Consider the following 21091-nt stretch of genomic DNA (forward strand, 5'->3'; position numbering starts at 1 on the left):
CTCAGGGTCCGCGCAGCCCTGCCAGCTGCTGCCGGAACCACGGCGCCGCATCCTGCTCGGATCGGCCCGGGCAGGCCACCCGGTAGGGCTTGCCGCTCAGGCTGCTCCGCGATGCCGCGTTGTCGATGAACTGCTCGGCACTGCCGGCCAACTCGCGTTTGCGCAGGTAGTCGTACTTGCGTTGCAGGTGGTCACGCACCTCGGCCGCGCCATGCCAGCGGCCATTGCGCTGGAAACGGCAGCCGGACTGCTCCAGCGCCTGCATCAACCCCTCGATCTCGCGCTGCACCGTCGCGCCGGGCGCGGCCTGAATCGGCGCGGCCGCTCCGAGCAGCAAAGCGAGCAGGAGCCGGCGCTTCATGCGCGCGCGCTCAACCAGCCGTGGATCGCGGATGGCACTTCGCGTTGCGCGCGGCCGGAGACATAGATGCCGATGTGGCCGCCACGGAACCCCAGCTCGCTGTAGTCGTCGCTGCCGACCAGCCCGCGCAGTGCGCGCGATGCGGCCGGCGGCACCAGGTGGTCCTGCTCGGCATAGATGTTGAGCAACGGCATCGTCAGCCGGCGCAGGTCCACCGGCTCGTCGCCGATGCGGATGCGGCCGTGCACCAGGCCGTTGTCCTGGTAGAACTGCTTGACGAACTGGCGGAAGGCCTCGCCGGCCAGGTCGGGGGAGTCGAAGATCCACTTTTCCATGCGCAGGAAGTCTTCCAGCGCCTGCCGGTCGTCGAGGATGTCCATCAGCCCCACGTATTTCTGCACGTTCAGGCGGAACGGCTTCAGCATCAGGTAGCTGGCGTTCATCAGGTCGGCCGGGATGTTGCCCAGCGTGTCGACGAACAGGTCCACGTCCACGTGCCGCGCCCAGTGCGAGAGCATGTTGTCCGGCGTGTGGAAATCCACCGGCGCCACCATCGTGACCAGGTTGCGCACCTTGTGCGGGCGCAGCGCGGCGTAGCACAGCGAGAACACGCCGCCCTGGCAGATGCCCAGCAGGTTGACCGGCGCGCCGCCGTGCTGCGCGCGCAGGTGCTCCACCGCGCCATCGACGTAGCGCAGCAGGTAGTCCTCCAGCGTGAGGTAGCGTTCGGAACGGTCCGGGTAGCCCCAGTCCAGCACGTACACGTCCTGCCCGGAGGCCAGCAGCTTCTGCACCAGCGAACGGCCGTCCTGCAGGTCCACCATGTAGGGGCGGTTGACCAGCGCGTAGACGATCAGCAGCGGCGGCTGCCCGTTGCTGGCGCCGTCGCCGACGAAGCGGTACAGCTTGACCTTGCCGTCGCTCCAGACTTCCCGCCGCTCGGTGACGCCGTAATCGACGTCGGCCACGCCGGGCAGCAGCTTCAGGCCGTCGGCGAGCTTGCGCTGCCATTGCAGGGTTTCCTGCATCAGGTCGTCGGCGCCGAACCCCAGCGGACCCTTCATGCCTTGCTCCTGCCGCGCGGCGGAGCCTTTTTCGCCGCTGCCCTGGCCGGCTTCGGGGCCGCCTTCTTCTTCGGCGCAGGCCTGGGTTTTTCCGGCCCGGGCGTCGCCGACCGGGCGCTGCCGGCGGCCATCCGCCGTACCAGCCGTTCCAGTTCGGCGATGCGGCGATGGGCGGCATCCATTTCGGTGCGGGTCGGCACGCCCAGCAGTTCGCAGGCGCGTTCCAGTTCGTGCCGGGTCGCCGCCTGCAACCGCATCTGCGCGTTGGCCAGATCGGCGTAGATGCGCTGGAAATCCTCGGACAGCGCGACCGTGGCATAGGCCTCTTCGGCCGCGTCGATCCACAGGTCGAACATCGCGCGGGCGCTGGTCAGCTGGTTGCCCGGCGCCTCGTGCCCGGCCAGCTTGGCCTCGAAACGGTGGAAGGCATCGTCGAGTGCACCACGGATCGCGGCGACGTAGCGCTCCATCTGCAACTGGTGGTCGCGCTGCAGCTTCGCCAGCGCCTGCCAGCGCACCTGGTGCTCGCGCGCCGGGCCGAACACCGGCGCGTTCAGCCAGTCGGCATGGCCGAAGCCGGACTGGACGGCATGGGCGACGTCGCGCAGCCACGGCTGGTCGATTACCGCGCTGCCGCCGCGCGCGGCATCGAGCATCCAGCGCAGCATCGCATCGCCCTGCGCTTCCACCGCCTCGCGCCAGGCGCCGGCCACCTCGGCGGCGCTGCTGTCGCGGCCGGCGAAACCGGCGGCAACCTGCTGCATCGTGCCCAGCCAGTCACCGGCCTGGTGCTGGAAGCGCGCGCCCAGTTCCTGCACCTGCGCGGACGCATCGGTGCCGAGCAGCTGCGCCCATCGTTCCAGGCTTTCCCGCCACGGGAAGCTGGCGGTGCCGCCGGTCGGGTTCATGGCCTGCTGCCAGCCTTCCCAGCAGCGTCGCAGGCTGGCTTCAAAATCGTTGTCGCCACCATCGTTCACCATCGCCGCCCCCTGTTCGTACCCGTTGCGGCAGGATCATAGCAACCGCAAATCAAGGCTTGGGGATGCGCAGGGTCTTGCTGACCATCAGCGAACCGGAAAGCGCGAACAGCAGCACCAGCGGGTGCAGTTGCCACGGCCCCAGCTGCCATGTGCCGCCCCACAGCGCGTGGCCGACCGCACCGGAATGCGCGGCCACCGCCAGCACCACCACCAGCGCCAGGCTGCTGGGAATGGGGGTGCCCTCGAAGTACGGCACCTTGTCCGACTCGCCGGCGATTTCCTCGGCGGTGACGTTGTAGCGCGCCAGCCGGCTGACCCCGCAGCAGACGAAATAGCTCAGCACCAGCCAGTCCCAGCCGCCCTGCATGCCGCAGGCGTAGGCCAGCGCGGCCGGGGCGACGCCGAAGGAGATCACGTCGGCCAGCGAATCCAGCTCGCGCCCCAGGGTGGAGGACGACTGCCGCCAGCGGGCGATGCGCCCGTCCAGCGCGTCGAACACGAACGCCAGCGGGATCAGCGCCATGCCGAACAACAGGTAGCCGCGCTGGCCATCCTGCAGGAAGCGCATCGCGGCGAACACCGCGCCGGTACCGCAGAAGGCGTTGCCGAGCGTGAACCAGTCGGCCAGGCGGAACTCGCGCAGCATCGAGAAGTGGCGTTTCATGTTTCGGGTTTCCCGATCGGGTGCCGCGCCAGCGTAGCGCGCCGGAGGTGAATGCGGCCGCTTACAGGCGGGTGTAGTTCCACGACTGCATGCGGCCGTCGCGGTACGGCATCACCCCGTGGAACGGGCGCGGGTCGCCGTCGAACACCAGCGGCAGGAAGTGGCGGTCGCCCTCCCACAGCGGCAGCGATTCGAGCTTGTCCAGCGGCACCCATTCCAGCGTGCCTTCCGGGTTGGATTGCAGCGGCGTGCCGGTCCAGTCGTCGATGACGAAGACGAAGGCGAACCAGTCCTCGCCGTGCTTGCCGAAGCCGGGCCAGCTGATGGTGCCGCGCAGCCGCGTGGTGCCACATTCGATGCCGGCTTCCTCGCTGATCTCGCGGTGCATGCAGGCCAGCGCGTCCTCGTCGGTTTCCATCTTGCCGCCCAGCCCGTTGTACTTGCCCAGGTGCAGGTCACCGGGGCGGGTGTTGCGGTGGATCATCAGGGCCTGGCTGCGGTCTTTGGACAGCACGTAGCCCAGGGTGGCGAGGATTGGGGTGTAAGGCATCGGTATCGGGTGCGGCGGTGAAGGCGTGCAGTATGACCGAACGAAATCCCGCCGTAGACGCGGGGCTTGCCCCGCGTTGGCCTTGTCGGGAAGGCCACGTGCGGGGCAAGCCCCGCACCTACGAGCAGGCCATTTCCTCGCCGACACGCCGCAGCGTGGCCACGCCATGCCCGCGCTCGGCTAGGTATTCCAGCCACTTGCCGAGGAAGGTGTTCATGCGCAGGCGGTGGCCGACCAGCGCGTCGGCCGGCGGGTACATGCCCATCACGTCCTGCCAGCGCCGGCCGACGTAGCAGTGCGTCGTCTCCACCTGCCGCGCGTCGCGATACAGGCGCACGTAGGCCGACGGGTCGGGCTCGCCGGTCAGCGGGTCGCGGATGTCGTAGGTCATCCGCAGCTCGACCGTGTAGCGGTGGCATTCGATCACGTCCAGCCGCAGGTCCAGGCCATCGCCGATGGCGGACACGTGGCTGCCGGGGGCAAGCCGGTCGGGTGCGAACAGCCGCATCAGGTGCAGGTAGTTCTCCGCGTACAGGCCCATCAGCCAGCCGAGCCGGCTCAGGCGGGGGATGCGGTCGATGCGGGAAAGGGCCTGCGTCATGGGTCGATCGTACACGCCACGGCGTGCCCGCTGCAGTCGCCGCCCGGCGATACCGCCGCCGGCCTCAATACATTTCCCGCTGCAACCCCAGCGTGCCCATGACCTTGCTGGAGATTTCCTCGATGGAGGTATGGGTGGTGCTCAGGGTCGGGATGCGCTCCATGCGGAACATCGTCTCGGCCGCCGCCACCTCGCGCCGGCAGGTCTCGATGCTGGCGTAACGCGAATTGGCGCGGCGCTCCTGGCGGATCTGCTGCAGCCGCTCGGGGTCGATGGTCAGGCCGAACAGCTTGTTGCGGTACGGGCGCAGGCGCGGCGGCAGGCGGTCGCTCTCCAGGTCCTCGTCGGTCAGCGGGTAGTTGGCCGCACGGATGCCGTAGTGCATCGCCAGGTAGATGCAGGTGGGCGTCTTGCCGGCGCGCGACACCGCCACCAGCACCACGTCGGCCTCGTCGTAGTTCACCGCGATGCCGTCGTCGTGGCTGAGCGCGAAGTTCATCGCGTTGATGCGGCGGTGGTAGGTGTCGAAATCGACCATGCCGTGCGCCTGCCCCACCTTGGAATGGCGGGCGGCGTTCAGCTCCTGCTCCAGCGGGCTGATGAACGGCGCGAACACGTCCAGCACCAGCGCCCCGCTCTCCTCCAGCAGCCGCCCCAGGCTGGTATCCACGCAGGAGCTGATGACGATCGGGCGCACCCCGTAGCGCTCGCCCGCGGCACGGATGCGCATTGCCGCATCCTGCGCCTTGTCGTCATCGTCCACGAACGGCAGGCGATCGGTGACGAAACTGAAGCCGGTGAACTGGGTCAGCAGGCTGTGGCCCACGGTTTCGGCGGTGATGCCGGTACCGTCGGATACGTAGAACACCGGACGGGTCACCGTCATCTGCAAGCTCCTTGCGTAAAGAGGAAAGCCGCGGCCAAGCGATTGACCCGGCCTGTCTTGGGGAAGACAAGCACAAGACATGCCCGCGTCACAAGCGGTTCCGCTCGGCTGTGCAGTGCATCATAATGGCGGCTTCTTCCTACGGACGCGGCCATACCAGCCCGCCTCGGGTGATGGCCTCAACGGAGCATCGCGCTTGAACGAGAACATCCTCTGGTTGCATGAGCTGCGCCTGGCCGACCTGGCCCGCGTGGGTGGCAAGAATTCCTCGCTCGGCGAGATGATCGGCAATCTGGCCGGCCTGGGAGTCTCGGTTCCGGGGGGCTACGCCACCACCGCGGAGGCGTTCAAGGACTTCATCGCCCACAACGACCTGTCCAAGCGCATCTTCGACAAGCTGGCCACGCTGGACGTGGAGGACGTCGGCGCGCTGACCGCCGCCGGCAAGGAGATTCGCGGCTGGGTCATCGATGCCCCGCTGCAACCGGCGCTGGACACCGACATCCGCAGCGCCTACGCCAGGCTCTGCGCCGACAATGGCGGCGGCGACGTGGCGGTGGCGGTGCGTTCCTCGGCCACCGCCGAGGACCTGCCCGACGCCTCGTTCGCCGGCCAGCAGGAAACCTTCCTCAACGTCACCGGTGCCGACGACGTCGTGCACAAGGTCAAGGAAGTGTTCGCCAGCCTCTACAACGACCGCGCCATCGCCTACCGCGTGCACCACGGCTTCAAGCACGAGGACGTGTTCCTGTCCGCCGGCGTGCAGTTGATGGTGCGCTCGGGCGTGGGCTCCTCCGGCGTGCTGTTCACCCTGGACACCGAATCCGGCTTCCGCGACGTGGTGTTCGTCACCTCCTCGTTCGGCCTCGGCGAGATGGTCGTGCAGGGCGCGGTGAACCCTGACGAGTTCTACGTCTACAAGCCCACCCTGCAGGCCGGCAAGCCGGCGATCCTGCGCCGCTCGCTGGGTTCCAAGGCGATCCGCATGGTCTATTCGGACGTGCCGGGCGAACGCGTCAGGACCGAGGACACCCCGACCGAACTGCGCAGCACCTTCTCCATCAGCGACGAAGACGTGCAGGAACTGGCCAAGCAGGCGCTGGTCATCGAGAAGCACTACGGCCGCCCGATGGACATCGAGTGGGCGAAGGACGGCGTCAGCGGCAAGCTGTTCATCGTGCAGGCGCGCCCGGAGACGGTGAAGTCGCGCGCCAAGGCCACCCAGATCGAGCGCTTCGCGCTGGCCGAAAAGGGCGGCAAGGTGCTGGCCGAAGGCCGCGCCGTGGGTGCCAAGATCGGCGCCGGCGTGGCCCGCGTGGTGCGTTCGCTGGACGACATGAACCGCGTGCAGCCCGGCGACGTACTGGTCGCCGACATGACCGACCCGGACTGGGAGCCGGTGATGAAGCGCGCCAGCGCCATCGTCACCAACCGCGGCGGCCGCACCTGCCACGCCGCCATCATCGCCCGCGAACTGGGCGTGCCGGCGGTGGTCGGCACGGGCAATGTGCTGGACAGGATCACCGACGGCGAGGAAGTGACCGTCAGCTGCGCCGAGGGCGACACCGGCTTCATCTATGACGGCAAGCTCGCGTTCGAGCGCACCACCACCGACCTCGGCAACATGCCGGCGGCGCCGCTGAAGATCATGATGAACGTCGCCAACCCCGAGCGAGCGTTCGATTTCGGCCAGTTGCCGAACGCCGGCATCGGCCTGGCGCGTCTGGAAATGATCATCGCCAGCCATATCGGCGTGCACCCGAACGCGCTGCTGGAATACGACCGCCAGGATACGGCGACGAAGAAGAAGATCGACGAGAAGATCGCCGGCTACAAGGACCCGGTGAGCTTCTATGTGGACCGCCTGGCCGAAGGCATCGCCACCCTGACCGCCTCGGTCGCGCCGAACCCGGTGATCGTGCGCCTGTCGGACTTCAAGTCCAACGAATACGCCAACCTGATCGGCGGCAGCACCTACGAGCCGCATGAAGAGAACCCGATGATCGGCTTCCGTGGCGCCAGCCGCTACGTCGATCCGTCCTTCGCCAAGGCCTTCGCGCTGGAATGCCGGGCCGTGTTGCGCGTACGCAACGAAATGGGCTTGGACAACCTGTGGGTGATGATCCCGTTCGTGCGCACGCTGGAGGAAGGCCGCAAGGTGGTGGAAGTGCTCGCCGCCAATGGCCTCAAGCAAGGCGAGAACGGCCTGAAGATCATCATGATGTGCGAGGTGCCGTCCAATGCGCTGCTGGCCGACGAGTTCCTCGACATCTTCGACGGCTTCTCGATCGGCTCCAACGACCTGACCCAGCTCTCGCTCGGCCTGGACCGCGATTCGTCGATCGTCGCCCACCTGTTCGACGAGCGGAACCCGGCGGTCAAGAAACTGCTGTCGATGGCGATCAAGGCCGCGCGCGCCAAGGGCAAGTACGTCGGCATCTGCGGCCAGGGCCCGTCCGACCACCCGGACCTGGCCGAATGGCTGATGGCCGAAGGCATCGAATCGTTGTCGCTGAACCCGGACACCGTGGTCGATACCTGGCTGCGGCTGGCCAGGAGCAAGGCCTCGGCATAAGCGATACCGCAACGTCGAAACAAACGAAGCCCCGGACGAAAATCCGGGGCTTCTTTGTTTTGTCCCTTCTCCCTCTAGGGGTAGACGTGTTGCTTGCGAGCCACGGGCTCGCACACGCCTAAACGCGATGAGGGTTCGGGCGAAGCCTCGTGCAGCCAAACAGGCGAGGGCTTCACCCGACCCGCTCCGCGCGCCCGTCCTTGCGCTGGCGCATGGGCACTCAAGGGCAGCGAACCAATGGTTCGCAAGCTGCCCCTCTCACTCCGCAGGAAGAAGCGCTCGAAATTCTTACTGCCGGCTGCCCGCCGCATCCACCGCCGCGGTCTGCGTCACCACTTGGCCGTCGATGACCGGCAGGCGGTCGCTGGCCGGCTTCTCGTCCATGCGCAGCGTCTTTTCCTGGCCATCGTAGCGGTAGGTGACGTCATAGCCGACGGTGCGGGTGGCGTTGCCCAGCGCGACGCGGGTGCCCGGCTTGCTGTCCATGCGCATGGTGCCGGTGCTGCCGTCGTCGCGGCGGTAGGTCACGTTGTAACCGGTGACGCGCGAGGATTCGGAGGTCGCGTTCTCGGTGTGGCACTGGCGCTCGGTGCGCTCCACCACCTTGCCGCCGACATGGCGCTTGTCCACCTGGTTGCCGATCACGCCACCGGCCACGGCGCCGGCCGCGGTGGCCGCCTTCCTGCCGTTGCCCTTGCCGACCTGGTTGCCGAGCAGGCCGCCGATCACCGCACCGGCGACGGTGCCGCCGACGTTGCCGTCGCGCTCGGGCAGGCGTTCCTGCACCACCACGTCCTCGCAGACTTCGCGCGGCACCGTGGTCGTGGAGGTCTCGCGCACCGGCTCGCTGCCGATCACGCTGGCATAGGCCTGTTCGCTGCGGGTGACCGGCGCCACCTTCAGCACGTCGGCGTATTCCAGCTTGCCGGAGGGAGCGATGGCGCCGTCGACCGCGGCATCGTCGGCCAGCGGGGTGGTATCCAGCAGTGGTTGTTCTGCCTGCACCTCGGCCGGTGCGGCGGCCTTGTCGCGCCCGCTCATGAAGGCCGCGGTGGCGATGCCGCCTACCAGCAGCGCCCCGGCCGCGACCAGAATCATGGTGGTGTTGCTCTTCATGGTCCTACTCCCTGGCGGGTCGACCGCCCGTTGACTTCGCGCAATTCCAGCATGATAAAGCTGAACGAAGCCATTGCCCCGGCCTGCTTTCGCTCGAAAGCATCCGCCGCGCCCACATATCTTTATCCTGTCTGTCCACCATTGCAGGAACGCCGATGTCCAGCCCCATGCTGCTGCCAGTGTTGGAATGGGCGCGCAAGCTGCGCTACCCCACCCTGTTCAAGATCACCGCCGCGCTGTTCGTACTGGACACGCTGTTCCTCGACCCGCTGCCGTTCGTCGATGAAATCCTGCTCGGGCTGGGTACCCTGCTGCTGGCCAACTGGAAAAGCCGCAAGGAGAAGACCGCCGAGCCACCGGCATTGCCGCGCAAGCCCTGAGTCGTGCGCCTGACCGACAGCCACTGCCATCTGGATGCGTCCGGGTTCGACGGCGACCGCGCCGCGGTCATCGCCCGCGCCAAGGCAGCGGGCGTGGCGACGCAGGTCGTGCCGGCGATAACCGCGGCGTCATGGCCGAAGCTGCGCGAGGTCTGCGCCGCCGATGCCTCGCTGCATCCGGCCTACGGCCTGCACCCGATGTTCCTGTCCGAACACCGGCCCGGGCACCTGCCCGAACTGCGTACTTGGCTGGAACGCGAGCGCCCCTGCGCCATCGGCGAATGCGGGCTGGATTTCTTCGTCGAAGGGCTGGATGCCGATGCGCAGCGCCACTACTTCGATGGGCAGCTGCGGCTGGCACGCGAATTCGACCTGCCCTTGATCGTGCATGCACGCCGCGCAGTGGACGAGGTGATCCATGCCTTGCGCCGCACCGGCGGCCTGCGCGGTGTCGTGCACAGCTTTTCCGGCAGCCCGCAACAGGCACGGCAGTTGTGGGACCTCGGTTTCCTGATCGGGCTGGGTGGCCCGCTCACCTACCCGCGCGCCAATCGCCTGCGCACGCTGGCGGCGACGATGCCGCTGGACTACCTGCTGCTGGAAACCGACGCCCCGGACCAGCCGGATGCCGGCATCCGCGGCCAGCGCAACGAACCGGCGCGGCTGGCGGAGGTTGCCGCCTGCGTGGCCGAACTGCGCGGGCAGGCAGTGGAGGAAATCGCAGCGCAGACGACCGCCAATGCAAGGCGCCTGTTCAACCTGCCGAACCCCGATTTGCCGTAGGAGCGACGCAAGTCGCGATGAGGCTTTCCCGGCAATGCCGGGTCGCGACTTGCGTCGCTTGTGTCATTTATCCCGTTACCGTTGCAGGTGAGAGCGGAGTGCGGCAGCCCGTTCAGTCGCGGTGCCAAGCAAGCACGTGTAGGAGTCAGGGGCGCCGCACTCCGTGCTCCCATCCTCAGCCCGAACAGTTGATCGGATCACAGTCCGAAGCGAACAAGCATGGGACCGATGGGAGTGCTCTCGTCCCCAGCTTACTTCGGAGGCGTGATGAATACCTGTGTTGGCGTTGATGTTTCCAAGGATGAATTGGTCGTCCATGTCCTGCCCACGGAAGCGGCCCGCATGTTTCCCAACCATGCCCAAGGGCGGGCCGATCTGCTGGGCTGGTTGCTGCCGCAGCCCCAGGTGCGGGTCGTGTTCGAGGCCAGCGGCGGGTACGAGTGCGACCTGCTCGATACCCTGCACCGCGCCGGCCTGAACGCGGTACGCCTACCTCCCCGACGGCCACGCGAGTTGGCCAAGGCACTGGGCCTGAAGGCCAAGACCGATGCGATCGATGCCCGCGTCCTGGCAGTAGCCGCACAATTGCTGCCGGCCGCCCCTACCGTCCCGCTATCGGCAGCCACCCAAACCCTGCGCGAATGGTTGCACGTGCGTACGGCCCTGGTGAACGAACGCGACAGCCTGCGGCGGCGGCAGATACACCTGCACCAAGCATCGGTACGGGCTTGGGTGGAAGCACATATCGCCGACCTGCAAGGGCGCATCGTCGAGGTCAACACGCAGCTGGAACAGGCACTGGCCGCCTGCGACCTCTCCTTGCCCGCCGCTCCGGGGCTGGGGCCGATCCTGCGCGCCACACTGGCGGCCCGCCTGCCGGAACTGGGCCAACTGAATCGACGCCAAGTCGCCGCCTTGGTCGGCTTGGCCCCCTACAACCGTGACAGCGGTCGCTGGAAGGGCCAGCGCTGCATCAGCGGCGGCCGCCCCGACGTCCGCCGGGTGCTGTACATGGCCACCTGGGCCGCCATCCGGGCCCGCTCACCACTGGCCAGCACTTACCAACGGCTGGTCAACGCCGGCAAACCCAAAAAATTGGCCGTCACCGCCTGCATGCGCAAGTACCTCACCATGCTCAACGCCATGCAGCGCGACAACCTGCCTTGGAACCCAAAAGGAAGCTCTGCATGAAATGACAGTTGACTCCTACGTCTTTTCAGCGCACCTTCGGCTTGAGCAGCATTTCCAGCGCCTTGCCGGCCGTGGCGAAGGCGAACGCGCCAGTGATATGGGTCGCCGCCCCCAGCCCGGCGCCGCAGTCGAGCTTCAGCGCCGCGTCGGCGCCGAGGTTCGGACGCAGGCCGCAGACGCTGCCATCGGCCTGCGGGTATTTCACGTTCTCCAGCGAATACACCGCCGGCACGCCGAAATAGCGCTGCGGGTTCTTCGGGAAGTTGAACTCGCCGCGCAGCTTCCTGCGGATCAGCGCCAGCATCGCGTCGTGCTCGGTGCGCGAGACGTCGCGTACCCGCACCAGCGTCGGGTCGGTGCGGCCGCCGGCCGCACCTACAGTGACCAGCGGCAGCTTGCGGCGCCGGCACCAGGCGATGGTTTCCACCTTGACCCGGAAACTGTCGCAGGCATCGATGACCAGGTCGAAACCGCGGTCGAGCAGCTCGGCCATGTTGGAGCCGGTCAGGAAGGACTCCACCGCCTCCACTTCGGCATCGGGATTGATCGCGTGGCAGCGCTCTGCCATCGCCAGCGCCTTGTTGCGCCCGTATTGCCCGTCCAGCGCCGGCAACTGGCGGTTGGTGTTGGACACGCAGATGTCGTCGGCATCGATCAATGCCAGATGTCCCACCGCCGAGCGCGCCAGCGCCTCGGCCACCCACGAGCCGACGCCGCCCATGCCCACCACCGCCACCTTGCAGGCGGCAAGCCGCTCGATCGAGCCGGCGCCGTACAGGCGGTCGATGCCGGCGAAGCGTTCACGCAGTCGTTCTGTCATCCGCGCATTTTAACCGTGGCCGGGAATGGGCCGCGCGTCGTACCATCGGTGCTGATTCCACCGGAGCCAGGGCATGAACGACCCCAGCCGCACGCAGTCCCCCGCTTCCCGCTACCTGATCGTGCTGATCCTCGGCCTGCTCATCGGCGTGGTCGCCACCGTCATGCTGATGCGCGCCATCCAGGCGCGGCAGGACCCCTTCCCGGACAGCCTGATGCAGGTCATGGCGCGCCAGTCGCAACTGCTCGGCGAGAGCCTCAAGCAGAACCGCTGCACGATCAACGACAGCACCCCGCGCCTGCAGAGCCTGCGCGCCCTGTCCAACGACCTGGAGCTGGCCTTCCCCAGCCTGCGCGACGACGCGCGCTTCCAGCAGCATGCCAGCCGCTTCCGCGCCACCTTGAACGATGCGCTGGCCAACCCGCCGGCCGATTGCGCCACGCTGGCCGTCGTGACCGAGCAGGTCGGCAAGGACTGCAAGGCCTGCCATCAGGATTTCAGGTGAGCCCCGCCTCGCTCCGCACGTGATTGGCACGCCATTCACGCGCGAGGCGACACGATTCTCCCGCAGCGGGTGCCATGCCACCCGCCACCCACCTCGGCAAGGAGAACGACCATGAAAATCGCGTTGATCGCCGCAACCACCCTCGCCAGCCTCGCACTGGCCGGCTGCGCCACCTCACCGGGCTACAGCAATGGTGGCTATGGCAGTGGCGGATACAACAACGGTGGCTACAACAACGGCGGCTACAACACCGCGCGCTGCGCCGATTGCGGCATCGTCACCCGCATCGATACCGTCGCATCGGGCCGCACCGCGCCATCGGCGACCGGCGCCATCCTCGGCGGCATCGTCGGCGCCGTGGCCGGCCACGAGATCTCCGACAAGACCGGCGGCAGCAAGGGCAACCAGAACATCTCCGCCGCGGCCGGTGCCGCCGCCGGCGCGCTGGCCGGCAACAAGATCCAGCAGAACGTCACCGGCAACTCCTATGACATCCAGGTGCGCATGGACGATGGCCGGGTGATCGTGGTCAACCAGAAGGACCTGGGCGGCATCCGCGAGAACACCTACGTGCGCGTGGTCAATGGTCGCGTCGTGCTGCGCTGAGCCCGCCAACGGGCGCCGGAAAACGAAAAGGCCCGCTGACGCGGGCCTTTTCGCTGCCAGTGGCAGCCGGAATCAGTCCGGCTGCACGGCGTCGGCCTGCAGGCCCTTCTGGCCCTGGACGACGGTGAAGGTGACCTTCTGGCCTTCCTTCAGGCTCTTGAAGCCCTGGGTCTGGATGGCGCGGAAGTGCACGAACACATCTTCGCCATTCTCGCGGCTGATGAAGCCGAAGCCCTTGGCATCATTGAACCACTTGACGGTACCGGTTTCGCGATCGGACATCTCGACTGACTCCCTGTTGCTCTCTCAGTTGTTTGGATACGCCCGCAAGGACGGCTGACTGCAAGGGGGAAGCGAGGTGCAGCGATGTAAGCAAATCATGCGATCTACCCATCAGGCCACGATTCACGGTGACCTTGCCAAGCTCAGCGGCTGAAACTTAACCCGGCCATAACGAAAAATCAATCGGCGGAAAGGCCGGATTGTCAACCCTCAAAGGTACGAGCGTGGACTATTCATTCATCCTGTATTTGCTGGCGGTGATATTGGTCCTGGCCGGCATCGCCGGAATCGTGCTGCCCGCCCTGCCCGGGGTACCGTTGGTATTCGCCGGCCTGCTGGCGGCGGCCTGGGCCGAGGGCTTCACCCGGATCGGCTGGCCGACGCTGCTGGTGCTGGGCGTGCTGACCGTGATCTCCATCGTGGTGGACGTGCTTTCCACCACGCTGGGCGCGCAGAAGCTGGGGGCAAGCCGGCTGGCGATGGTCGGCTCGCTGGTGGGGACGGTCGTGGGCCTGTTCTTCATGCCGCTGGGGCTGTTCATCGGCCCGTTCGCCGGTGCCTTGCTCGGCGAATACCTGCATGGCCGCCACCTGGGCAAGGCCACCAAGGTCGGCATCGGCACCTGGCTGGGCATCGTGCTGGGGGTGGCCCTCAAGCTCGGGCTGGCGATGGCGATGCTCGGCGTGTTCGCCGTCGCCTGGTTCATGTGAGCCCGGCGGCTCCCCTTGCGTCGCGCGATGGCCGACAATTCCACCCGCGCCTCCCCACACCCTCCGGATGGACCGCTTCCACCATGCCTGACCGCCCTCTTCGCAGCGCCCTGCTGCTCGCCCTGTCGGCCCTGCTCGCCCTGTCGGCCCTGCCCGCCACCGCCCTCGCACAGGAATCCACGGCGCAGCCGCTCTCGCCCGAAGCCTGCTTCGCGCTGGACTCCGACGCCGTCCGCCTGAGCTGCTACGACCGCGTGTTGGGGCGCACGCCGGCCGACACCCAGGCCGCCGATGCCGCCGCCCTCGCCGCCCAGCAGCGGCGCCGGGAGGCCAGGGCGCTGGATGCCGAGGACCGGCGCGGCAAGGAGTTGTTCGCCCATGACGAGCTGGCGGCCGCGGCGGCCAACGCCGGGCGCGGCTCGCTGCTGGACAGCCGCTGGGAGTTGGCCAAGGACTCCAAGCTGGGCCGCTTCCAGCTGCGCGCCTACAAGCCGGTGTACCTGCTGCCGGCGTTCTGGAGCAGCAAGCCCAACGAAATGCCGCATTCGCCCAACCCCAACAACACCGTCACCCAGCCCGAGAAACTGGACGACACCGAGCTGAAGTTCCAGCTCAGCTTCAAGACCAAGGTGGCCGAGAACCTGTTCGGCGACAACGGCGACGTGTGGGTGGGCTATACCCAGAGCTCGCGCTGGCAGGCCTACAACAGCGAGCTGTCGCGACCGTTCCGCGAGACCAACTACGAGCCCGAGGCGATGCTGGTGTTCCGCAACGGCTACTCGCTGCTGGGCTGGAACGGGCGCATGACCGGCATCGGCCTGAACCACCAGTCCAACGGCCGCAGCGACCCGCTCTCGCGCAGCTGGAACCGGGTGATCCTCAGCGTCGGCCTGGACCGCGAGAACTGGGCGCTGGTGCTGCGCCCTTGGTACCGCATCCCCGAGAGCGGCAAGGACGACAACAACCCCGACATCGAGGACTACATCGGCCGCGGCGACGCCACGCTGGTGTGGAACCGCAACGGCCACGAGCTGTCGCTGACCGGGCGCCATTCGCTGCGCAGCGGCAGCCGCTCGCACGGCTCGTTGCAACTGGACTACGGCTTCCCGCTCAACAACCTGCTGCGCGGCCACGTGCAGGTGTTCGACGGCTACGGCGAAAGCATGATCGACTACAACCACCGCGCCACCTACATCGGCGTCGGCCTGTCCCTGCTGGAATGGTTCTGAGGCGATGAAAGCGACGATCTGGCACAACAACCGCTGCTCCAACTCGCGCGGCGCGCTGGCCTTGCTGCAGGAAGCCGGCGTCGACATCGAGATCGTGGACTACCTGGAAAACCCGCCCGACCCGGCCACGCTGCGCCGGCTGCTGGATGAAATGGGCATGCCGGCGCGCGACCTGCTGCGCAGCAAGGAAGCCGCCTACGCCGAGCTGGGGCTGGCGCGGAAGCTGGACGACGAGGCCGCGCTGATCGAGGCGATGGCGATGCACCCGCAGCTGATCAATCGCCCGATCGTGCGCACGGCCAAGGGCACCGCGCTGTGCCGGCCACCGGAAACGGTGCGCACGCTGCTGTAATCGCGGGGACTCGTGCCGGGCAAGCCCGGCACCTGCGGGATGGGGCCGTCCACCAATCCGTGGATGCCGGGTTGTTCCCGCATGCGCTTCCCGGCAACGGTGCGCGCGGGGCAGGTCCCATCGTCCCGGCAAGGTTGTCGTTCTTCGTCCCGTGCAGGCAGAATCCCGCCGTCCCGACAGGAAGTCCACGCATGGCCCGACCGCACCGCTCATTCTTCGCCTATTCGTCCGCGCTGCTGGGGCTGCTCAGCCTGCTGGCGGTGGCCTGCTTCCACTTTCCCGAACTGCTGACCAGCCGCGAGTTCCGCGCCGTCTACAACGAGCAGTTCGCACGCCACCTGCTGCTGGTGGGGCTGGCGGCGGCCTTCGTCATGGGCACGATGGCGATTCTGCGCGACCGCAACAAGCGCATCGCCACGATCGGCGTCGGCAGCGCGACGCTGGCGGTGCTGCTGGGCGGCACCAACGTGCAGTTCGACAGCATCGGCCAGACGCCTTATTCGCTGGGGCTGGACTGGTTCGTGCTGTCGCTGTTCTTCTCGGCGCTGGTGTTCGTGCCGCTGGAGCGCTACCTCGGCAAGCGCGCGCTGTCGCCGCTGCGGTCGGGCTGGCGCACCGACGTGGCCTATTTCTTCATGAGCCACGTGCTGGTGCAGTTCATCCTGATCCTGGTCACCGCCTCCACCTCCACCATCGCCGGGCTGGCCGTGTTCCCGTCGCTGAAGGCGACGATCCAGTCGCTGCCGGTGTGGGCGCAGTTCCTGATCGCGGTGTTCGTGGCCGACATGGCGCAGGCGCTGCTGCACCGCGCGTACCACAACATCCCGTGGCTGTGGCGCTTCCATGCCGTGCACCATTCCAGCCGGCACATGGACTGGCTGGCCGGCTCGCGCATCCACTTCGTCGAGATCGTGATGACCCGCAGCGCGGTGCTGCTGCCGCTGCTGGTGCTGGGCTTCTCGACCCCGGCGGTGAACGCCTACGTGATCCTGGTCGGCCTGCAGGCGGTGGTCGCCCACGCCAACCTCGGCATCCGCTTCGGCTGGCTGGAGTACCTGCTGGTGCTGCCGCGCTACCACCACTGGCACCACGCGCGGCAGCAGGACTACATCGACGTCAACTACGCCATCCATCTGCCGCTGGTGGACATGCTGATGGGCACCTTCAAGCTGCCGCGCGACCAGAAGGAATGGCCGCGGGAATACGGGGTGATGAAGCTGGAAACCGTGCCCAAGGGCATCGTCAAGCAGCACCTGATGCCGTTCCAGGGCGGGCGCAGGTTCGACGATTACGTGGACTGAGCGGGTTTCAGGTCCAGTCGCCGATGCCTTCGCGGCGGTAGACCTCGACCCGCGCCGGGCGGTCCTTCATCCGCCGCGCGTGCGCGGCCAGCGCCGGCCAGCCATCGCTCGGGCGCGGCATGTTGCGCGACCAGCGCATCAGCATGGTCAGCATGAAATCGACCACCGTCGGCCGCTCGCCCAGCATGTACGGGCCGCCGGCCTGCAGGTGGTCGGCCACCTGCTGCCATGCGGTTTCCAGTTGCAGGCGGGCCTGCTCCTTCACCGCGACAACATTCGACTCGCCTGCCGGCTCGTGCGGATAGAACCACGCGCGATAGGCCGGCATCAGCGTGTAGGTGCAGAAGCACATCCAGCGGTAATAATCACCGCGCGCCGGGGTGCCGGGCGCCGGCGCCAGCCCGGCTTCGGGGTGCAGGTCGGCCAGGTGCATGGCGATGGCGGCCGATTCGGTAAGCACCTGTCCGTCGATCAGCAGCGTCGGCACGCGGCCGGCCGGGTTGATCGCCAGGTATTCCGGCGACTTCTGCTCGCGCTTGTCGAAATCGAGCTGGCGCAGTTCGTGTTCGATGCCCAGCTCGATCAGCAGCCAGTGCACGACCAGCGAGGCGGTGCTTTGCGACCCGTACAGAACGACTGACATGCGGCGGTCCTCGGTGGAAGGGCGCCCATTTTATGCCGGCAGCCATTGCCGGGCATGCCCCGCATCACGATGTATGCCGTCAGTTGCAGCCGCCCATGCAACTGTCGAGGCGTTCGCCGCAGACCGCGTTGGACGAACGGTTCTGGCAGAACGCCTGCGAGGTCTGGCAAGCGCCGCGCAGCTCCGGGTCGGTGATCTTGTCGCACTGGTTGCGCGTGTTGCCTTCGCCGCAATCACCGTAGCCGTGCGGGTTGGCCATGCAGCCCTGGTAGCGGCTCTGGCAATAGTTCACGCAGGCGGCGGGATCGCTGCTCGGCGCATCGCGCCAGCCACCGCCGCCGCATCCCAGCAGCAGCGCCGCCAATGCCGGCATTGCGCCCCATCGCCCTGCGCGCATCGGTGTCTTCTCCCGGAACGACGATGGCCCGAGCATAGCCCGGGCCATCGTCGAAGCTCCAGCAGGTCGCAATGGGTTTACGCGACCACCACCGGGATCTTGCCGATGCGGGCCTGCCATTCGCGCGGGCCGGTCTGGTGCACCGATTCGCCAGTGGAGTCCACCGCCACCGTCACCGGCATGTCCTGCACGGTGAATTCGTAGATCGCTTCCATGCCGAGGTCGGCGAAACCGACCACCCTGGCCGCCTTGATCGCCTTGGATACCAGGTAGGCCGAGCCGCCCACCGCCATCAGGTAAGCCGACTTGTGCTTGCGGATGGCCTCGATCGCCGCCGGGCCGCGCTCGGCCTTGCCGACCATGCCCAGCAGGCCGGTCTGCGCCAGCACCTGCTCGGTGAACTTGTCCATGCGGGTGGCGGTGGTCGGGCCGGCCGGGCCGACCACTTCGTCGCGCACCGGATCGACCGGGCCGACGTAATAGATGAAGCGGCCCTTCAGGTCGACCGGCAGTTCCTCGCCCTTGTTGAGCATGTCCACCATGCGCTTGTGCGCGGCGTCGCGGCCGGTCAGCAGCTTGCCGTTGAGCAGCAGGGTCTGGCCCGGCTTCCAGCCGGCGACTTCTTCCGGAGTGATCGTGTCCAGATCGACGCGGGTGCCCTTGGAGGCGTCGTAGGTCAGCTTCGGCCAGTCTTCCAGCGACGGCGGGTCGAGCATCACCGGGCCGCTGCCGTCCAGGGTGAAATGCGCATGGCGGGTGGCGGCGCAGTTGGGGATCATCGCCACCGGCAGGTTGGCGGCGTGGGTCGGGTAGTCCTTGATCTTGACGTCCAGCACCGTGGTCAGGCCACCCAGGCCCTGTGCGCCGATGCCCAGCGCGTTGACCTTGTCGTGCAGCTCGATGCGCAGTTCCTCGATGCGGTTGGACGGGCCGCGCGCCTTGAGTTCGTTGATGTCGATTTCCTCCATCAACGCTTCCTTGGCCAGCAGCATCGCCTTCTCGGCGGTGCCGCCGATGCCGATGCCGAGCATGCCCGGCGGGCACCAGCCGGCGCCCATCGTCGGCACGGTCTTGAGCACCCAGTCGACGATGGAGTCGGACGGGTTGAGCATGGCGAACTTCGACTTCGCCTCCGAGCCGCCGCCCTTGGCCGCGACGATCACCTCCACCTTGTCGCCCGGCACCACCTTCACGTTGACCACGCCCGGGGTGTTGTCGCGGGTGTTGGTGCGCTTGCCGGCCGGGTCGGCCAGCACCGAGGCGCGCAGCTTGTTGTCCGGGTGGTTGTAGGCGCGGCGGATGCCCTCGTTGGCCATGTCCTCCACCCCCATCGTGGCGTCGTCCCAGCGCACGTTCATGCCGATCTCGAGGAACACGGTGACGATGCCGGTGTCCTGGCAGATCGGGCGGTGGCCCTCGGCGCACATGCGCGAGTTGATCAGGATCTGCGCCATCGCCTCCTTGGCCGCCGGCGACTCCTCGCGCTCGTAGGCGGCGGCGAGGCTCTTGATGTAATCGACCGGGTGGTAGTACGAGATGTACTGCAAGGCGTCGGCGATGGACTGGATGAGGTCTTCCTGCTTGATCGATGTCACGGCTTGCTCGAGGCTGGCGGGGGATGGGAGCCGGCCATTTTAGTGCAAAGTGCCGCTCCGGCCCTTCCGTCACGCTGGCACACGCTATTGCGTCCTTCCCGCATGGACATGACCGATATCTTCCAGAACCACCGCCCGCGCCTGCTGGCGCTGGCCTACCGGCTGCTGGGCAGCCGCGCCGACGCCGAGGACGTGGTGCAGGACGCCTGGCTGCGCTGGACCGGCGCCGACACCGCCGCCATCCTCGACCCGGAGGCATGGCTGGTCACCGCCACCACCCGGCTCGGCCTGGACCGGCTGCGCGCGGCCACCCGCCAGCGCCTGGACTACGTCGGCCCGTGGCTGCCCGAGCCACTGCACATCGCCGCAGAACTGCCGCCGGTCCCGGACCCGGCACAGGTCCACGCCGTCGCCGAGGAGGTTTCGCTGGCGTTCCTGACCCTGCTCGAACAACTCGGCCCCGAGGAGCGCGCCGCGTTCCTGCTCAAGGAGGCGTTCGGCCACGACTACGCCGGCATCGCCGAATTGCTCGGGCACAGCGAGGCCAACTGCCGGCAGTTGGTGCACCGCGCGCGCAAGCGTCTGCAGGAAGGACGGCCGCGCTTCGCCGCCGACGCCACTCAGCACCGGCGGTTGCTGGCGCGGTTCATGGAAGCCTCCCAGCGCGGCGACAGCGCGGCCATCCATGCCCTGCTGCATGCCAATGCGCGGTTGCTCTCCGACGGCGGCGGCGTGGTCACCGCGGCGCTGCGGCCACTGCTCGGCGCCGAGCGCATCGCCCGCCTATTCTGGGCCATCGCCCGCCGCGGCGGCAGCCATCCGGCACGGCTGGGCAGCGTCAATGGCGAGCCGGCGATCCTGCGTTTCGACGGCGACCGGCTGCATTCGGTGACCACCATCGAGATCGATGGCGGGCGCATCGCGCGGATCTACAGCGTGCTCAACCCGCACAAGCTGCGCGCCCTTGTCACGGCCGGCGACGTCGGCGCGTCCCTGCAATGAAGGTGGCCATGCCGGCCACCACTGGAGCCGTTCCAATGAGCAATACCTCTCCCCGCGTCCCCTACACCCGCCTGGCCGCCGATGCGTTCAAGGGCCTGCTCGCCGCCAGCAAGGCCGTGCACGAAGGCTCGGTCGAGCACGCGTTGATGGAACTGGTGTTCCTGCGCGTGTCGCAGATCAACGGCTGCGGCTACTGCATGGACATGCACGCCACCGCACTGCGCCAGGCCGGCATCGAGCCGCGCAAACTCGACACGCTGCCGGCCTGGCACGAGAGCCGTTTCTTCGACGCGCGCGAGCGCGCCGCGCTGGGCTGGGCCGAAGCACTGACCCGGCTGCCCGACGGCGCGCCTTCGCAGGCCGCGTTCGATGCGTTGGCGCCGCATTTCGACGAGAAGGGCATCAGCGACCTGAGCATGGGCATCGCCACGATCAACGCCTGGAACCGCCTCGGCGCCGGCCTGCTGCCGCCGCTGCCGTGATCCCCGCCGGTGCCGC

At 67.7% G+C, this 21091-nt stretch carries 25 protein-coding genes; 12 read left to right on the plus strand and 13 right to left on the minus strand.

Annotated elements, in window-relative coordinates; translation table 11 throughout:
* Position 1: 1 nt before the first annotated feature.
* The 7 genes from MIC98_RS10325 to MIC98_RS10355 form a co-directional block, all read right to left on the minus strand.
* Positions 2-361: a DUF5329 domain-containing protein gene (locus MIC98_RS10325; protein ID WP_239737096.1), complete on the minus strand. Its 360-nt coding sequence runs from the start codon at positions 359-361 to the stop codon at positions 2-4.
* Entirely contained in the window at positions 358-1425 is a 1068-nt protein-coding gene (locus tag MIC98_RS10330; protein WP_057640266.1) for a class III poly(R)-hydroxyalkanoic acid synthase subunit PhaC, read from the minus strand. Before MIC98_RS10330 ends, MIC98_RS10325 begins: the two co-directional genes overlap by 4 nt.
* On the minus strand, positions 1422-2405 hold the full coding sequence (gene phaE / locus MIC98_RS10335; RefSeq protein WP_239737097.1) for a class III poly(R)-hydroxyalkanoic acid synthase subunit PhaE: 984 nt from the start codon (positions 2403-2405) through the stop codon (positions 1422-1424). Before phaE ends, MIC98_RS10330 begins: the two co-directional genes overlap by 4 nt.
* A gap of 49 nt (positions 2406-2454) precedes the next feature.
* Positions 2455-3069, minus strand: a complete 615-nt coding sequence (locus MIC98_RS10340; RefSeq protein WP_239737098.1) for a CDP-alcohol phosphatidyltransferase family protein — start codon at positions 3067-3069, stop codon at positions 2455-2457.
* A 61-nt stretch (positions 3070-3130) separates the two neighbouring features.
* Positions 3131-3619: an 8-oxo-dGTP diphosphatase gene (locus MIC98_RS10345; RefSeq protein ID WP_239737099.1), complete on the minus strand. Its 489-nt coding sequence runs from the start codon at positions 3617-3619 to the stop codon at positions 3131-3133.
* Positions 3620-3737: 118 nt separating this feature from the next.
* Entirely contained in the window at positions 3738-4220 is a 483-nt protein-coding gene (locus tag MIC98_RS10350) for a DUF1249 domain-containing protein (RefSeq protein WP_239737100.1), read from the minus strand.
* A gap of 64 nt (positions 4221-4284) precedes the next feature.
* The gene (locus MIC98_RS10355; protein ID WP_239737101.1) at positions 4285-5106 is read right to left on the minus strand and encodes a pyruvate, water dikinase regulatory protein; all 822 of its coding nucleotides are present in this window, start codon (positions 5104-5106) and stop codon (positions 4285-4287) included.
* Between the two features lie 196 nt (positions 5107-5302).
* Between MIC98_RS10355 and ppsA the strand changes: the two genes are divergently transcribed.
* Entirely contained in the window at positions 5303-7681 is a 2379-nt protein-coding gene (gene ppsA / locus MIC98_RS10360; RefSeq protein ID WP_239737102.1) for a phosphoenolpyruvate synthase, read from the plus strand.
* A 288-nt stretch (positions 7682-7969) separates the two neighbouring features.
* Here ppsA and MIC98_RS10365 read toward each other — a convergent pair whose 3' ends face one another.
* Positions 7970-8797 carry a glycine zipper 2TM domain-containing protein gene (locus MIC98_RS10365; protein WP_275584500.1) on the minus strand — a complete coding sequence of 276 codons (828 nt, stop codon included), beginning with the start codon at positions 8795-8797 and terminating at the stop codon, positions 7970-7972.
* A 155-nt stretch (positions 8798-8952) separates the two neighbouring features.
* Here MIC98_RS10365 and MIC98_RS10370 point away from each other — a divergent pair, with 155 nt between their 5' ends.
* The 3 genes from MIC98_RS10370 to MIC98_RS10380 all read left to right on the plus strand — a co-directional run bounded on the left by MIC98_RS10370 (position 8953) and on the right by MIC98_RS10380 (position 11151).
* A complete protein-coding gene (locus MIC98_RS10370; RefSeq protein ID WP_239737103.1) occupies positions 8953-9177 on the plus strand; it encodes a DUF6116 family protein in 225 nt (74 codons plus the stop codon).
* 3 nt (positions 9178-9180) lie between these two features.
* Positions 9181-9960: a TatD family hydrolase gene (locus MIC98_RS10375; RefSeq protein WP_239737104.1), complete on the plus strand. Its 780-nt coding sequence runs from the start codon at positions 9181-9183 to the stop codon at positions 9958-9960.
* Between the two features lie 267 nt (positions 9961-10227).
* Positions 10228-11151 (plus strand): IS110 family transposase, encoded by a 924-nt coding sequence (locus MIC98_RS10380; protein ID WP_239737105.1) that lies wholly within the window; start codon positions 10228-10230, stop codon positions 11149-11151.
* Between the two features lie 25 nt (positions 11152-11176).
* Here the strand turns inward: MIC98_RS10380 and MIC98_RS10385 are convergent, their stop codons facing one another.
* Positions 11177-11971, minus strand: a complete 795-nt coding sequence (locus tag MIC98_RS10385) for a tRNA threonylcarbamoyladenosine dehydratase (RefSeq protein WP_239737106.1) — start codon at positions 11969-11971, stop codon at positions 11177-11179.
* A gap of 73 nt (positions 11972-12044) precedes the next feature.
* Here MIC98_RS10385 and MIC98_RS10390 point away from each other — a divergent pair, with 73 nt between their 5' ends.
* A complete protein-coding gene (locus MIC98_RS10390; protein WP_057640255.1) occupies positions 12045-12476 on the plus strand; it encodes a cytochrome c in 432 nt (143 codons plus the stop codon).
* Between the two features lie 111 nt (positions 12477-12587).
* Positions 12588-13082: a glycine zipper 2TM domain-containing protein gene (locus MIC98_RS10395; protein WP_239737107.1), complete on the plus strand. Its 495-nt coding sequence runs from the start codon at positions 12588-12590 to the stop codon at positions 13080-13082.
* A 72-nt stretch (positions 13083-13154) separates the two neighbouring features.
* Here MIC98_RS10395 and MIC98_RS10400 read toward each other — a convergent pair whose 3' ends face one another.
* On the minus strand, positions 13155-13364 hold the full coding sequence (locus MIC98_RS10400; protein ID WP_057640253.1) for a cold-shock protein: 210 nt from the start codon (positions 13362-13364) through the stop codon (positions 13155-13157).
* Positions 13365-13588: 224 nt separating this feature from the next.
* Here MIC98_RS10400 and MIC98_RS10405 point away from each other — a divergent pair, with 224 nt between their 5' ends.
* From MIC98_RS10405 to MIC98_RS10420, 4 genes are all read left to right on the plus strand, one after another.
* A complete protein-coding gene (locus MIC98_RS10405; protein ID WP_239737108.1) occupies positions 13589-14074 on the plus strand; it encodes a DUF456 domain-containing protein in 486 nt (161 codons plus the stop codon).
* A gap of 83 nt (positions 14075-14157) precedes the next feature.
* Complete coding sequence (locus MIC98_RS10410; RefSeq protein ID WP_239737109.1) at positions 14158-15303, plus strand: phospholipase A; 1146 nt, start codon at positions 14158-14160, stop codon at positions 15301-15303.
* Positions 15304-15307: 4 nt separating this feature from the next.
* Positions 15308-15655: an arsenate reductase (glutaredoxin) gene (gene arsC / locus MIC98_RS10415; protein ID WP_239737110.1), complete on the plus strand. Its 348-nt coding sequence runs from the start codon at positions 15308-15310 to the stop codon at positions 15653-15655.
* Positions 15656-15846: 191 nt separating this feature from the next.
* Positions 15847-16956, plus strand: coding sequence for a sterol desaturase family protein (locus tag MIC98_RS10420; protein ID WP_239737111.1), 1110 nt, complete (start codon positions 15847-15849; stop codon positions 16954-16956).
* A 7-nt stretch (positions 16957-16963) separates the two neighbouring features.
* Here the strand turns inward: MIC98_RS10420 and MIC98_RS10425 are convergent, their stop codons facing one another.
* The 3 genes from MIC98_RS10425 to MIC98_RS10435 form a co-directional block, all read right to left on the minus strand.
* Positions 16964-17599 carry a glutathione S-transferase family protein gene (locus MIC98_RS10425; RefSeq protein ID WP_239737112.1) on the minus strand — a complete coding sequence of 212 codons (636 nt, stop codon included), beginning with the start codon at positions 17597-17599 and terminating at the stop codon, positions 16964-16966.
* 79 nt (positions 17600-17678) lie between these two features.
* Complete coding sequence (locus tag MIC98_RS10430; RefSeq protein ID WP_239737113.1) at positions 17679-17996, minus strand: hypothetical protein; 318 nt, start codon at positions 17994-17996, stop codon at positions 17679-17681.
* A gap of 77 nt (positions 17997-18073) precedes the next feature.
* On the minus strand, positions 18074-19591 hold the full coding sequence (locus MIC98_RS10435; protein ID WP_239737114.1) for a fumarate hydratase: 1518 nt from the start codon (positions 19589-19591) through the stop codon (positions 18074-18076).
* A gap of 102 nt (positions 19592-19693) precedes the next feature.
* On the opposite strand from MIC98_RS10435, the gene MIC98_RS10440 reads away from it, so the two are divergent.
* Positions 19694-20593: an RNA polymerase sigma-70 factor gene (locus tag MIC98_RS10440; protein WP_239737115.1), complete on the plus strand. Its 900-nt coding sequence runs from the start codon at positions 19694-19696 to the stop codon at positions 20591-20593.
* A gap of 35 nt (positions 20594-20628) precedes the next feature.
* Entirely contained in the window at positions 20629-21075 is a 447-nt protein-coding gene (locus MIC98_RS10445; RefSeq protein ID WP_057640244.1) for a carboxymuconolactone decarboxylase family protein, read from the plus strand.
* The last annotated feature ends 16 nt before the right edge of the window (positions 21076-21091 follow it).

Origin of the sequence: Stenotrophomonas sp. NLF4-10 (assembly GCF_022359915.1) — a bacterium.
Classification (GTDB): Bacteria; Pseudomonadota; Gammaproteobacteria; order Xanthomonadales; family Xanthomonadaceae; genus Stenotrophomonas; species Stenotrophomonas daejeonensis.

What these genes read in the sequence shown, in the direction of transcription:
- MIC98_RS10370 (WP_239737103.1), top strand. Translation starts at nt 8,953, where the DNA reads ATGTCCAGCCCCATGCTGCTGCCAGTGTTGGAATGGGCGCGCAAGCTG.
- MIC98_RS10430 (WP_239737113.1), bottom strand. Translation starts at nt 17,996, where the DNA reads ATGCGCGCAGGGCGATGGGGCGCAATGCCGGCATTGGCGGCGCTGCTG.
- MIC98_RS10385 (WP_239737106.1), bottom strand. Translation starts at nt 11,971, where the DNA reads ATGACAGAACGACTGCGTGAACGCTTCGCCGGCATCGACCGCCTGTAC.
- MIC98_RS10395 (WP_239737107.1), top strand. Translation starts at nt 12,588, where the DNA reads ATGAAAATCGCGTTGATCGCCGCAACCACCCTCGCCAGCCTCGCACTG.
- MIC98_RS10445 (WP_057640244.1), top strand. Translation starts at nt 20,629, where the DNA reads ATGAGCAATACCTCTCCCCGCGTCCCCTACACCCGCCTGGCCGCCGAT.
- MIC98_RS10340 (WP_239737098.1), bottom strand. Translation starts at nt 3,069, where the DNA reads ATGAAACGCCACTTCTCGATGCTGCGCGAGTTCCGCCTGGCCGACTGG.
- phaE (WP_239737097.1), bottom strand. Translation starts at nt 2,405, where the DNA reads ATGGTGAACGATGGTGGCGACAACGATTTTGAAGCCAGCCTGCGACGC.
- MIC98_RS10355 (WP_239737101.1), bottom strand. Translation starts at nt 5,106, where the DNA reads ATGACGGTGACCCGTCCGGTGTTCTACGTATCCGACGGTACCGGCATC.
- MIC98_RS10380 (WP_239737105.1), top strand. Translation starts at nt 10,228, where the DNA reads ATGAATACCTGTGTTGGCGTTGATGTTTCCAAGGATGAATTGGTCGTC.
- MIC98_RS10350 (WP_239737100.1), bottom strand. Translation starts at nt 4,220, where the DNA reads ATGACGCAGGCCCTTTCCCGCATCGACCGCATCCCCCGCCTGAGCCGG.
- MIC98_RS10345 (WP_239737099.1), bottom strand. Translation starts at nt 3,619, where the DNA reads ATGCCTTACACCCCAATCCTCGCCACCCTGGGCTACGTGCTGTCCAAA.
- MIC98_RS10440 (WP_239737115.1), top strand. Translation starts at nt 19,694, where the DNA reads ATGGACATGACCGATATCTTCCAGAACCACCGCCCGCGCCTGCTGGCG.
- MIC98_RS10400 (WP_057640253.1), bottom strand. Translation starts at nt 13,364, where the DNA reads ATGTCCGATCGCGAAACCGGTACCGTCAAGTGGTTCAATGATGCCAAG.
- MIC98_RS10330 (WP_057640266.1), bottom strand. Translation starts at nt 1,425, where the DNA reads ATGAAGGGTCCGCTGGGGTTCGGCGCCGACGACCTGATGCAGGAAACC.
- MIC98_RS10325 (WP_239737096.1), bottom strand. Translation starts at nt 361, where the DNA reads ATGAAGCGCCGGCTCCTGCTCGCTTTGCTGCTCGGAGCGGCCGCGCCG.
- MIC98_RS10390 (WP_057640255.1), top strand. Translation starts at nt 12,045, where the DNA reads ATGAACGACCCCAGCCGCACGCAGTCCCCCGCTTCCCGCTACCTGATC.
- arsC (WP_239737110.1), top strand. Translation starts at nt 15,308, where the DNA reads ATGAAAGCGACGATCTGGCACAACAACCGCTGCTCCAACTCGCGCGGC.
- MIC98_RS10410 (WP_239737109.1), top strand. Translation starts at nt 14,158, where the DNA reads ATGCCTGACCGCCCTCTTCGCAGCGCCCTGCTGCTCGCCCTGTCGGCC.
- MIC98_RS10365 (WP_275584500.1), bottom strand. Translation starts at nt 8,797, where the DNA reads ATGAAGAGCAACACCACCATGATTCTGGTCGCGGCCGGGGCGCTGCTG.
- MIC98_RS10420 (WP_239737111.1), top strand. Translation starts at nt 15,847, where the DNA reads ATGGCCCGACCGCACCGCTCATTCTTCGCCTATTCGTCCGCGCTGCTG.
- MIC98_RS10425 (WP_239737112.1), bottom strand. Translation starts at nt 17,599, where the DNA reads ATGTCAGTCGTTCTGTACGGGTCGCAAAGCACCGCCTCGCTGGTCGTG.